This is a genomic window from Lacinutrix sp. C3R15, assembly GCF_018860825.1.
Taxonomy (GTDB): Bacteria; Bacteroidota; Bacteroidia; order Flavobacteriales; family Flavobacteriaceae; genus Oceanihabitans.
The window spans coordinates 1-12,066 of sequence record NZ_JAHKPZ010000031.1; the positions used below are offsets into that span (position 1 = coordinate 1).

Annotated in this window: 10 protein-coding genes, 1 other RNA gene and 1 pseudogene; 6 read left to right on the top strand and 6 right to left on the bottom strand. The window is 28.9% G+C overall.

Features of this window, described 5'->3' with window-relative positions:
* Nucleotides 1-1,995 (bottom strand): annotated as a pseudogene (locus tag KO494_RS11170) (hypothetical protein); the annotation flags it as partial.
* Between the two features lie 10 nt (nt 1,996-2,005).
* On the bottom strand, nt 2,006-2,488 hold the full coding sequence (locus KO494_RS11175) for a hypothetical protein (protein WP_215967697.1): 483 nt from the start codon (nt 2,486-2,488) through the stop codon (nt 2,006-2,008).
* A 343-nt stretch (nt 2,489-2,831) separates the two neighbouring features.
* Here KO494_RS11175 and KO494_RS11180 point away from each other — a divergent pair, with 343 nt between their 5' ends.
* The 5 genes from KO494_RS11180 to KO494_RS11200 all read left to right on the top strand — a co-directional run bounded on the left by KO494_RS11180 (nt 2,832) and on the right by KO494_RS11200 (nt 7,644).
* A complete protein-coding gene (locus KO494_RS11180; protein WP_215967698.1) occupies nt 2,832-3,317 on the top strand; it encodes a histidine phosphatase family protein in 486 nt (161 codons plus the stop codon).
* Between the two features lie 72 nt (nt 3,318-3,389).
* Entirely contained in the window at nt 3,390-5,447 is a 2,058-nt protein-coding gene (gene ppk1 / locus KO494_RS11185) for a polyphosphate kinase 1 (protein WP_215967699.1), read from the top strand.
* Nucleotides 5,448-6,353: a Ppx/GppA phosphatase family protein gene (locus KO494_RS11190; RefSeq protein WP_215967700.1), complete on the top strand. Its 906-nt coding sequence runs from the start codon at nt 5,448-5,450 to the stop codon at nt 6,351-6,353.
* Nucleotides 6,354-6,512: 159 nt separating this feature from the next.
* Nucleotides 6,513-7,046, top strand: a complete 534-nt coding sequence (locus KO494_RS11195; RefSeq protein ID WP_215967701.1) for a porin family protein — start codon at nt 6,513-6,515, stop codon at nt 7,044-7,046.
* Nucleotides 7,047-7,116: 70 nt separating this feature from the next.
* Complete coding sequence (locus tag KO494_RS11200) at nt 7,117-7,644, top strand: porin family protein (protein WP_215967702.1); 528 nt, start codon at nt 7,117-7,119, stop codon at nt 7,642-7,644.
* Between the two features lie 57 nt (nt 7,645-7,701).
* On the opposite strand, the gene KO494_RS11205 is transcribed toward KO494_RS11200, so the two are convergent.
* The 3 genes from KO494_RS11205 to dnaX form a co-directional block, all read right to left on the bottom strand.
* On the bottom strand, nt 7,702-8,283 hold the full coding sequence (locus tag KO494_RS11205; protein ID WP_215967703.1) for a tRNA-(ms[2]io[6]A)-hydroxylase: 582 nt from the start codon (nt 8,281-8,283) through the stop codon (nt 7,702-7,704).
* 1 nt (nt 8,284) lies between these two features.
* Nucleotides 8,285-8,851 carry a hypothetical protein gene (locus KO494_RS11210; RefSeq protein ID WP_215967704.1) on the bottom strand — a complete coding sequence of 189 codons (567 nt, stop codon included), beginning with the start codon at nt 8,849-8,851 and terminating at the stop codon, nt 8,285-8,287.
* Between the two features lie 77 nt (nt 8,852-8,928).
* Nucleotides 8,929-10,653, bottom strand: coding sequence for a DNA polymerase III subunit gamma/tau (gene dnaX / locus KO494_RS11215; protein ID WP_215967705.1), 1,725 nt, complete (start codon nt 10,651-10,653; stop codon nt 8,929-8,931).
* A gap of 275 nt (nt 10,654-10,928) precedes the next feature.
* Between dnaX and rnpB the strand changes: the two genes are divergently transcribed.
* Nucleotides 10,929-11,243: RNase P RNA component class A (rnpB, locus tag KO494_RS11220), an RNA gene on the top strand.
* Nucleotides 11,244-11,304: 61 nt separating this feature from the next.
* On the opposite strand, the gene KO494_RS11225 is transcribed toward rnpB, so the two are convergent.
* The gene (locus KO494_RS11225) at nt 11,305-12,051 is read right to left on the bottom strand and encodes a hypothetical protein (protein ID WP_215967706.1); all 747 of its coding nucleotides are present in this window, start codon (nt 12,049-12,051) and stop codon (nt 11,305-11,307) included.
* Between the last annotated feature and the right edge of the window lie 15 nt (nt 12,052-12,066).

The window sequence follows — 12,066 nt, forward strand, 5'->3', positions numbered from 1 at the left end:
AGCAATGGTTTCATTATCTGTACCATTACACTCTAGAGTTTCATTTGTAACAGAACAGTTTGATAAGTCTGGAGGTGTAGTGTCTTCTATAGTAAGTAAAGCAGAAGTAGTAGTAGTATTTCCGCAAGAGTCTGTAGCTGTAAAAGTTACTGTAGTAGATCCTGCAGCACCACATTGGTTTTCTGATACTCCACTATAATTATTAGTCCAAGTTATATCACAATCACCTACAACAGTTGCCCCACCAGCTGTTGCTAACCAATCATTTACAGCTGTAGTATTTCCTGATCCATCACATTCTACAGTAAGATTTGAAGCAGCACTATCAATTTCAAGAGAAGGAATAACAGATATTACTATTGGTTCTGTAATTGGATACGCAAGACAGGGAGCTTCTTGATAACCACTATTAAACTTTATAAAGAAAGGGCTTTGTGAAACAGCTCCAGTACCAGTCATTAAAGCACTTGCTAAAGTAATAACAGGATTACAGTTTGGAGGGTTAAAGGCTTCACAGTTTGTAGACGCTTGTACCTCAAAGGATAGTGAACCTAAAACATCACTAATACTTGTAGCTTCAGGTAAATCTCCAAAATTCCAAATAATACCTCCGTTATTACCAAAAGATGCATCATAATAAGGAACAGTTGTAGTACTAGCAGGAGCATTTACTTGATATTGAATACTACCAGGAACAAATAAGCCTGCATCAGGAATTGGGATTTGTATTAAAAAATCTTCGAGTGCTTCGTTACCGTTATTATAAATATCAATATCAAATTGTACAGTTTCTCCTGGATTAATAGTATATGGTTCTGTAACTGTATTATCACCAGCGATGTTATTTATATCAATTTGACCATCAATTGAAGGTACAAATGCATCAATAGCCATTGCAATATTAAAAATGATATAGGTGTCTTGAATGGAACCATACCTAAAACTAGTATTAGTTGCTCCATTATCAATGATATCATTATCAGTATTATCAATATAAAACATACTAATATCTAAACCAGTATTGTTTGTTAAGTTTGGGTTTCTAGCATTACCTCCAGTTTCAATCGAAGAATTAAAAAAGTTTAAAGTTGAATTTCCAGAATGCGATAAAGTTGTCCATTCGTCTATAGAAGGAATTACACTAGTATCTATAACACCATCATTATCTTTATCTTCCCATATTTCTAAATAATCTCCTGCAATTCCTCTATCACCTTCACCAGCAATAACACCAAGTTTAACATTTACAGGGCCATTTTCTATTGCATTAAAACCATTAACATCTAATTGATTACTTGTTGTTTGTGAGCCAACTAAATAAGCGTAACCATCAAAAACAGTAATATCTCTCCATTCCATTAAGTCATTTTCATAGACAACAACTAAGCCCCAACCACCATAATAACCAGTGGTACCACCATTTCCTGTAGAAACTTCTACGTTTCCTGTAAAATATTGACCTGTACCATTAGTTTTTACAATTTCTGTAACTTCAGCATAAGCTGCATACATATTATTGTCACCAGGAAAATAAATATCATTAACATCTGCTACAATATCTTGGTAACTTGTTTGATTAGCGTGTTTAAACTTTACACTTCGTTTATCTAAGGTTACATTTGAATTGGAGGTTCTACCTGTCCAATATAAACCTGCATAAATAATGTTAGAACAGTCAGGAATAGCTCCGTTTTCTGTGCTAAAATTTAAAGTTGCAGAGGAAGAATTAGATGTGCTAGCATCTCCATCAATATCTACAGCAACCATAGTGTTATTACTATTATTAGTATTAAGGCCATAGTTTTGAAGCATTAAATTGGTATTACCAATTAAGGTAAAATCACCTTTTATACTATAAACTGTTTGGCCAGGAGTTTCTGCTGCTGTTCTTTGTGTAAATGGAACTCTAACTTGACTATATAGTTCATTAAAACTAAAAAAGCACAAGCATATAATTACAATTGTTTTAATAAATGATTTGGTATGTGTTTTCATAGTCTGTATGTTAAGAAGCTAATTGTTTAGTGTAATACTGTTTTACGTTAACAGGTAAACAATCAAACTTTTGTAATTCACTATTATTTTTAATATCTATTTGATACCTAAAGTAGATATATTTTAAATTTCCAAATTGTTTTAAATTAGAACAGTCAATGGATTTAATATTAAAATTTGGTTTTAGAATATCAATGATTATCATTTCAACAGAACTAGAAAAATTTAAAGACTTGTTTAACCCTTCAATAGCATTGCTAGTAACACGAATTAATTTAATACCGTTTTCAGTATTATAAGTCTTAATTTTATTTTCTTCTAAATAAGCTACACCAACTTCAGCCTTTGTGGCTAAGTATTTAAAGTTTTCTAAATTATTAGTTTTCATTAACTGAGTATTTTCAAAATCTGAAAAATCTAGTTTAACTAATTCTTGGGTAAACGCTAATTGTGATGTAAGGGCTACAACAAATAATAAGATTACTTTTTTCATATTATAAAATCTTAATTTTTTATTTCAATAATTACACTGCTATTAACAATGTTTAAAATTAATTACATTTAAAAAGTTACTTTTAACTTTTGTATGTTTTTAAAAAATTAAAATAACCAAAATGTAAAATAATAATCTTTAGAGAGGGAAGTACATTATTTTTATAATGAGTATAGATTAAGTTCAATCATTAAATTTGGGTTATCAATTAATAGCTTATATAACAAATTAATAGTCTTTTTCTATTTTCATCAAATAAAAGTGTTGACTAACTTATAAATTCGACAAAATGAAAACCGCTTACATTTAATCGTACAAATGTATTAATTAAACGAATAATAAAATGAAAAAAATAACAATTATTAGACATGCAAAATCTTCTTGGAAATATCAAGTAATTGATTTTGAAAGACCTTTGAATGAGCGAGGTTTAGCAGATGCTGTTTTAGTTTCAACATATGCAAAAACTAAAATTTTTAAGCCCGATTTAATTCTTTCTAGCGATGCAAATAGAGCTAAAACAACAGCAGGAATTTTTATTAAAAACCTAGGTTTTCAAGAGGTTGCATTTCAGTTAAATAACAAGTTATATGATTTTGCTGGTGAAGACTTAATACATACTATAAAAAATTGTAGTCAGGATATAAATCATTTAATGCTTTTTGGTCATAATTATGCAATAACTTCTTTTGTAAACATCTATGGTTCTGTGTTATATGATAATATTCCTACTAGCGGATTGGTAAGTATAGAATTTGATATTGATAATTGGAAAAAATTAATACCAGGAAAAACAATTTTAAAAATTTTTCCTAAGGATTTAAAATAACTAAAATCTATTACCTTTTGAACTTAAATAAATTATTAATTAATTTATATTTGTTATAGAAAACACTACTAAATGACTAAGCCTGAAAAAATAGAAAACATATACATTAATAGAGAAGTTAGCTGGTTGCAATTTAATGCAAGAGTTTTGCAAGAGGCAGAAGATGAGGACGTTCCTTTAATTGAAAGACTACGATTTTTAGGTATTTTTTCTAATAATTTAGATGAGTTTTTTAAAGTACGTTATGCTACTGTAAAGCGTATTGTAGAAGCAGGAAAAGGTGGTAAAAGCGAACTTGGAGGTGTAAAAGCTAGTGCGTTGTTAGAAGAAATAACACAAATAGTTATTAAACAGCAAAGTGAAAGTTTAAAAATTTTAAATGTTATTCAGAAAAAGTTAGAATCTGAAAAAATATTTATTATTAATGAAACTCAAATTAATGAAGATCAGCATAAATTTATTAAAAATTACTTTATTCAAAAAGTAAGTCCAGCCCTTGTAACCATTGTGCTTAATGAATTTGTTAAATTACCAAATCTTAAAGATAGTGCTGCATATTTAGCAGTAAATATGGTATTAAAAAGTAATGAAAATCAATATGCTTTAATAGAAATATCTAAAGCTATGGATAGATTTGTTGTTTTACCTAAACAGGAAGACAAAAATTACATTATTATGGTAGACGATTTACTGCGTTATTGCCTTGATGATATCTTTAATATTTTTGATTATAAGAGCATCTCTGCACATATGATTAAAATCACCAGAGATGGTGAGTTAGATTTAGAAAGTGATTTAAGTAAAAGTTTTATTGAAAAAATATCAGACAGTGTTAAAGATAGACAAATTGGCGATCCTGTACGATTTGTATACGATAAAACAATAGACAAAAATACACTTCAATATTTCATGACTAAAATGGATATTGAAAACACAGATAGTATTATTCCTGGAGGTAGATATCATAACAGAAGAGATTATATGAGTTTTCCTAGCTTAGGAAGAAAAGACCTACTTTATGATGAAATTGAAGCGCTACCAATTAAAGGATTAAGTCTTGAAAAGAGTATTTTTAGCGAAATTGCTAAAAAAGATTATTTACTTTATGCTCCTTATCATACCTTTTCATATGTAGTTAAATTTTTACGTGAAGCAGCATTAGATCCTGCAGTAAAAACTATTAAAATAACTATTTATAGATTAGCTCAAATTTCACATGTTGCAAGTTCCCTAATAAATGCTGCTAAAAACGGTAAAAAAGTAACTGTATCTATTGAAATAAGAGCAAGGTTTGATGAACAAGCAAATATAGATTATGCAGAGCAAATGGAACAAGAAGGCATTAATCTTTTGTTTGGTGTTCCTGGTTTAAAAGTGCATAGTAAAATGTGCGTAATTGAACGTGAAGAAAAGAACAAAACTGTACGATATGGATTTATAAGTACAGGAAACTTTAATGAGTCTACAGCAAGAATTTATACAGATTACACACTATTTACATCTAACCAAAAAATACTAAAAGATATAAATAAAGTCTTTAGTTTTTTTGATACTAACTATCGTGTGTATAGATATAAACACATTATAAAATCACCACATTATACAAAATCTGCTTTCTTTAAATTAATAGATAAAGAAATACAAAATGTAAAAGAAGGAAAACCTGCATATATTAGGCTTAAAATGAATAGCATGTCTAGCTATAAAATGATAGATAAATTATACGAAGCTAGTAGAGCAGGTGTTAAAATTCAATTAATAATAAGAGGGCTTTGTTGTTTAATTCCAGGTCAAAAAGGAATGAGTGAAAATATAGAGGTTATTAGTATTATTGATAAGTTTTTAGAACATACAAGATTGTTAGTTTTTTGTAATAACAATAACCCAAAAGTATATATTTCTTCTGCAGACTGGATGACAAGAAATATAGAAAATAGAGTAGAAGTAAGCTGCCCAATTTATGATGAAGAAATAAAGCAAGAATTAATTGATACCTATAATATATGTTGGAATGATAATGTAAAAGCAAGAATATTAAACGAAAATCAAAACAATAAATACAAACGTAATAATAAACCAAAGGTTCGCGCTCAATTTGAAACTTACAATTATTACAAAAACAAACAATAAATGTTATCTATAAAAAAATATGCTGCAATAGATATAGGTTCTAATGCTGTAAGACTATTAATAGCAAATATTATAGAAGAAAAAGGAAAAGATCCACGATTTAAAAAAAGTTCATTAGTACGTGTGCCAATACGTTTAGGTGCAGATGTTTTTATAAAGCAAAAAATATCTAAAGAAAACACAAAACGTATGCTTGATACTATGCAAGCTTTTAAATTACTAATGCAATCGCATAAAGTAGAAAAATATAAAGCATGTGCAACTTCTGCAATGCGTGAAGCTGCAAATGGAGAAAAACTAAGCGCACTTATTTTAGAACAAACAGATTTAAAAATAGATATTATTGATGGAGAAGAAGAGGCTGCAATTATTGCTGCAACAGATTTACATGCATTTATAGATAAAAATAAAACCTATTTATATGTTGATGTAGGTGGTGGAAGTACAGAATTTACAATCATAAAAAACGGAGAATCTGTTACTTCAAGATCTTTTAAAATAGGTACAGTAAGACTATTAAATGATATAGTTAAAAAAGAAACTTGGTTTGAATTAGAAGCGTGGATTAAAGAAAAAACGTCTATTTATGATAAAATAGACCTTATAGGTTCTGGTGGTAACATTAATAAAATTTTTAAAATATCTGGTAAAGCAATGGGTAAACCATTAACTTATTTTTACTTAACCAGTTATTATAATATGCTACAAACTTACTCTTATGAAGAGCGTATTACAGAACTAAACCTAAATCAAGATAGAGCAGATGTAATTATTCCTGCTACAAGAATTTATTTGTCTGCTATGAAATGGAGTGGAGCAAAAGATTTATACGTACCAAAAATAGGATTAGCAGATGGTATTATAAAGAGCATGTATTATGATACTGTTTCTAGCAACATACAGTAAAAATTTGCTTTTTATCTTTTATATAGTTGAATTTTAGTATTTTAATTTATATTTATCCAACATATAATTAAATTTATATGCTAAACTAAATGATGAAGTTTATTTTATAAAACTTAAAAAAATACAATACTTCAAACCTTTATTAATACTATTATAAATATGAAAAAATCAATACTAATTATCACTCTTTTTTTTAGTTGTATGTACGGTTTTTCGCAAGAAAAAGATGTTCTTTATGGCGTAAGAGCAGGATTAAATATCTCTAACTTAGATTTTGATCCAGCACCAGAATTTACCAATGATCATAGAAATGGTTTTGCTTTTGGATTTTTTGGAGAATTTGAATTAAGTGATGCTATTTCACTTATGCCAGAATTACAGTTTTCTGCAGAAGGAGCTAAAGAAAAATCGATACGTTTAGATTATATTCAAGCACCAATTTTATTTAAATACAGAATTAGTGATAAGCTATTTGCTGGAGCAGGCCCATTAGTTGGAGTAAAAATTCATGAAGAAAATGATGGATTTAAAAACTTTGCCTTGTCTGGTATTATTGGAGGAGAATATATGATTACAAGTGAAATATTTGTTGATGTAAGATACAGTTATGGTTTTACTAATAAAATAGATAAAGAATCAGATTACACAGTAAAACAAACAAATATTCAATTTGGAATTGGTTATAAAATATAATTTTATTCTTTTATAAACATTTTTATTATTACATTCGCTACTTTAATTTTTTAATATTCAATTTATAATTATGAGAAAAAATTTACTTTTATTAACTTTATTGTTTGCAGGATTTTTTGTGCAAGCCCAAAATGTAACCTCTGGAGTTCGTGCTGCTTTAAATATTTCTAATTTAGATTTTGATCCAGACCCTACTTTTAGCAATACACATAGAAATGGTGTTGCCGTTGGTGCTTTTGTAGATTATGCGTTTTCTGAAAAATTATCTATAATGCCAGAATTAATGTTTTCTGCAGAAGGTGGTAAAGAAAGAAATTTAAGAGCAAATTATATACAATTACCTATTACATTACGTTTTCATATTGGTAACCTATCTATAGGTGTTGGACCACAAGCAAATTTAAAGATTTGGGATTATGAAGATGGTTATGAAACATTTACTTTTTCAGGAGTAGGAGGATTACAATATGATCTATTTGAAAACTTCTTTATAGATGCAAGATATAGCTACGGATTTACAGATATTTTAGATGATACTTCTGGAGATATGGAAGCTAAAAACTCAACGATTCAATTAGGTATTGGCTTAAAAATATAAGTAATACAAAGTAATAGTATAAAAAAAGCCTTCTAATTAATTGGAAGGCTTTTTTTGTTAACCATGTATGGTTTCACTTTTACTTAATTTTTTCATTATTTCTGCTTCAAAATCTAGTAAATCTTGCCATTTTTTATCTACTTCTTTTCGGTCTCCATATTGTCTAGCAAAACCTAAAAACATCGTATAATGGTTTGCTTCACTAACCATTAAATTTTTATAAAAAGTAGCTAGTTTTTTGTCTTCTAATTCTTCAGATAGTAACCTAAACCGTTCACAACTTCTAGCTTCAATTAAAGCAGCATAAAGCAACCTATGTACTAATTGCGTAGTTCTGCTTCCTCCTTTAGGAAAAAACTTTAAAAGTGCTATTACGTACTCATCTTTTCTGTCTCTACCTAATGTCCATCCTTTTTCAAGAATAAGATCATGTACCATTTTAAAATGGCTAATTTCTTCTTTTACTAAAGCTACCATTTCTTGTACCAACTCGGTATATTCTGGAAAGCTCACAATTAATGAAATTGCTGTACTTGTTGCTTTTTGCTCACAAAAAGCATGATCTGTAAGAATATCTTCTATATTCTTTTCTACAATATTTACCCAACGAGGATCTGTTGGTAGTTTTAGTCCTAACATATTAATTTACTTGTTCTATTTCTTCTATTGTATACTTACCTTTTGTATCAATAGTCATTTTGTTTAACATATAATAGTCTGTTTCAGGTTTAGCAAACATAATATAGATGCTAATGCTATTCTTTAAATTTTCCTTTTCATCTTGCAACCAAACGCCAGTTAAATTAGCTACTTTAAAATAATCTTTTAATGATTTGTCTAATTTTAAAAAGAATGATTTATCTATTCTTTCAGAAAAAATAATTTCACCATTTTTAGATACTTTTATATTTGAAATGGCATCTCTATAATAATGTTTGTTTTTAATAGTGCCTGTTTTAAAGGTATTTAAAACACTATTATTCATATCTGTATATGTTTTTATGTTTATTTTAAATCCATTACTTAAAGTAGTATCTGTAACTACTTCTGTATACTTTTCTGGAAAATATTTAATAGAACCGTTAAAAGTATTTAAAATAGTGCTATCTCTAAAATCTTGTTGTGCAGTTCTTTTTGCTTTATCACGTCCATCACAATTAATAAAAGATACACATAAAAAAAGGAGTACCATTAGTATTCTATTCATGTAATACATTTAAAACTATTAAAATATAAGTATTTATAGATAAATAATCTTAGGTTCTGTTTTAACCACACAGTGATTTAAATATCTAAATCAAAAGTTTTTCTTAGCAATTCAATGTTTGAATTTTTCTCCACTAGCTTTTCAAACTTATCTTGTGGAGTATAAGCGTACTTTTTCTCTAATTGTTCATTTACAGTAACTTCTAAATTTATATCGAAGTTATTAATTTTCTTTCTAATATAACCTAATAAAGGATATTGCTGTCTTTCAACTTCAATCTTATTGGTAGCATTTGGGTATTCTACATGTATGGTAGTTCCTTTAATTTTTGGTTTATCAATAGATAAAATAGAAGCTAGGTTAAATTGCCCTTTTTCTTCAATAAGCTTCACGTAAGTATACCAAGCGTCTATTACAGCTTCTTCGGTAAATGGGTCTTTAGGTAGGTCTTCTTCGTCATGAACAACTTCCATTTGTTTAATTTGGTGTTCTTTTTTTAATCGAATACTACGTAAAGATAATCCTGAAGAAGATTTTTTTCTAGCATTTAAAGGTATACTAGGTTGTTTTAAAATAGTAGGTTTTGGTGCAACAGGTTTTGGGCTATTTGGTGTTGCAGCATTATTTTCTTCCTTTTTAGAAAGTGTTTGCGTTTGCTTTGTTGGTTTTTGTACAGGAATTGGTGTTATTCCTTTTTTAGCAAAGTAAGACGCTGGAATTATGTAGTTTTTGCTATTTTTTTTTTCTCCATCAAAAGTGATAGAGGCAAGTTTCATTAAAGTTAGTTCAACGAGTAGTCGTTGGTTTTTACTGCTTTTATATTTTAAATCGCAATCGTTAGAGAGTTCTATAGCTTGTAATAAAAAGGGTTGCGATGCTTTTTTACTTTGTGCTAAATATTTTGCTTTGGTTTGTTCACCAACTTCTAAAAGCGCTACAGTCTGTTCGTTTTTACAAACCATTAAATCTCTAAAATGACTTGCTAAACCAGCAATGTAATGGTGACCATCAAATCCTTTAGATAAGGTATTGTTAAATTGTATTAGCAGTTCAGGAATTTTATTTTCAAGAATATAATCTGTACTTGTAAAATAAGTCTCGTAATCTAAAACGTTTAGGTTTTCTGTTACTGCTTGACGTGTTAATTTTTTACCAGCAAAACTTACAACACGATCAAATATAGAAAGCGCATCACGCATTGCTCCATCAGCTTTTTGTGCAATTATATGTAGCGCATCATCTTCTGCTTCTATACCTTGTTCTTGCGCTATATATTTTAAATATTCTTTAGCATCTGTAACGGTTATTCTTTTAAAATCGAATATTTGGCAACGAGATAGAATAGTTGGTATAATCTTATGTTTTTCTGTGGTAGCAAGAATAAATATACAATGCTTTGGTGGTTCTTCTAAAGTTTTTAAAAAGGCATTAAAAGCTGCTTGTGAGAGCATATGCACCTCATCAATAATATATACTTTATACTTACCCACTTGTGGTGGTATACGTACTTGATCTGTAAGAGTTCTAATATCTTCTACTGAGTTGTTAGAAGCTGCATCTAATTCAAAAATATTAAAAGCAAAATCTTCATCTGTTTCTGTACCATCACTATTTATCATTTTAGCAAGTATACGTGCACAAGTTGTTTTACCAACACCACGAGGACCTGTAAATAATAAAGCTTGGGCTAAGTGATTATTATCAATAGCATTTAGTAAAGTGTTTGTAATAGCTTGCTGACCAACAACATCTTTAAATGTTTGTGGTCTGTATTTTCTAGCTGATACTACAAAGTGTTCCAAATGATACTAAATATTACTGCATCTATTGATGCTAATTAATGAATGATATATTATATATAACAAAGTTAAAAATTAAGTGTAATATATAGAATATTGAATGCTAATTTTAATAGGAGTTATTAACATTTTTTAGTGTCTTTATTTATAAAGGATGGTGTTTTAGTATAAAATGTAGTAGTAGTATATACTTGTGGTAATTACTCTTTTTTTTAGTATTACGATAAATTTAGAATTTGGATTGTAGTTTTTAAATTTTGTTAATTGTACATTTGCGGTAAGTATTTCGCCTTATCGCTGTTTTAGTAATAAAATGGAGGAAAGTCCGAACACCATAGTGCAACATAGTGGTTAATGGCCACCAGTCGTGAGGCTAGGAAAAGTGCAACAGAAAGTATGTACAGGTAATGCTGTAGTGAAACCAGGTAAACTCTATGTGGTGCAATGTCATGTAAACTAATGCTTGAGCGTGCACGCGCGATGTTAGAGGGTAGGCAGCTAAAGTGTATTGGTAACAATGCACGTAGATAAATGATAAGGGCTTTTTCTTTATAGAAAGAGTACAGAATTCGGCTTATAGATATACTTCATCAAAAAAGCCCTTTGCTTTATGCTAAGGGCTTTATTTTTTAGTCAACATAATTTTTCTATACTTTACTTAGGTGAATATGCAAGATCTGGTCTCATTTCTGCTGTAGTACTTTCCATACGTGTAGCATAATTCATTAATTTTTTAAATACCTCAAAACGTTCTGGACCTAAAAGCTCTCTAGTTGCTTTACTTTTTTGAGCAGAATCTATATCATCTTTAGAGGAGATGGCAACCATGTAATAGTTTTGGCTTGTACCAAAGTCACTTTTATATATGCGATAATAAGATTTTGAACCTTTATCTGCATACATGGTTTTAATGGCTTTAATACCTTCTTTTATTTTTTTAGCATTTTCAGGTTTGTAGTAAATATATATATAGTCTCGATAGTTTTCACCTTCTTGGGTTTGTGTTATTCCATTTGGCATGTATGAGAGCTCTCTATCTAACATAACTACATAATCACTATGTGAATCATAACAAGTATCAAAGCGATCAAACATACTGTTCCATTTGTCACCCATTTTTTCTGCCATGTCTTTAAATGGGGTATTATCTATTTCTGCAAAATTTTCTATAGGTGTTACATACAAATAAACAAAATCTGATGTACTAACAGTTATCCAACTAGTTTGTGGATTGTTATCTACACATGCTTGGTTAAATTCTTTGGCAACTTCTTCGTATTCCCAAACCATGGAAGGTTTTACATTGTCTTGATGTACAAGATACATATCTTGTGCATTCGTGTAATTGGTTAATAATAGCAAGAATAATACTAAACCAATCGTTTTTTTTAAAGTTTTCATAATTTTTGGATTATT

Excerpts from the sequence above, each read along its gene's own strand:
- KO494_RS11175 (WP_215967697.1), bottom strand. The coding sequence starts at position 2,488 with ATGAAAAAAGTAATCTTATTATTTGTTGTAGCCCTTACATCACAATTA.
- KO494_RS11180 (WP_215967698.1), top strand. The coding sequence starts at position 2,832 with ATGAAAAAAATAACAATTATTAGACATGCAAAATCTTCTTGGAAATAT.
- ppk1 (WP_215967699.1), top strand. The coding sequence starts at position 3,390 with ATGACTAAGCCTGAAAAAATAGAAAACATATACATTAATAGAGAAGTT.
- KO494_RS11190 (WP_215967700.1), top strand. The coding sequence starts at position 5,448 with ATGTTATCTATAAAAAAATATGCTGCAATAGATATAGGTTCTAATGCT.
- KO494_RS11195 (WP_215967701.1), top strand. The coding sequence starts at position 6,513 with ATGAAAAAATCAATACTAATTATCACTCTTTTTTTTAGTTGTATGTAC.
- KO494_RS11200 (WP_215967702.1), top strand. The coding sequence starts at position 7,117 with ATGAGAAAAAATTTACTTTTATTAACTTTATTGTTTGCAGGATTTTTT.
- KO494_RS11205 (WP_215967703.1), bottom strand. The coding sequence starts at position 8,283 with ATGTTAGGACTAAAACTACCAACAGATCCTCGTTGGGTAAATATTGTA.
- KO494_RS11210 (WP_215967704.1), bottom strand. The coding sequence starts at position 8,851 with ATGAATAGAATACTAATGGTACTCCTTTTTTTATGTGTATCTTTTATT.
- KO494_RS11225 (WP_215967706.1), bottom strand. The coding sequence starts at position 12,051 with ATGAAAACTTTAAAAAAAACGATTGGTTTAGTATTATTCTTGCTATTA.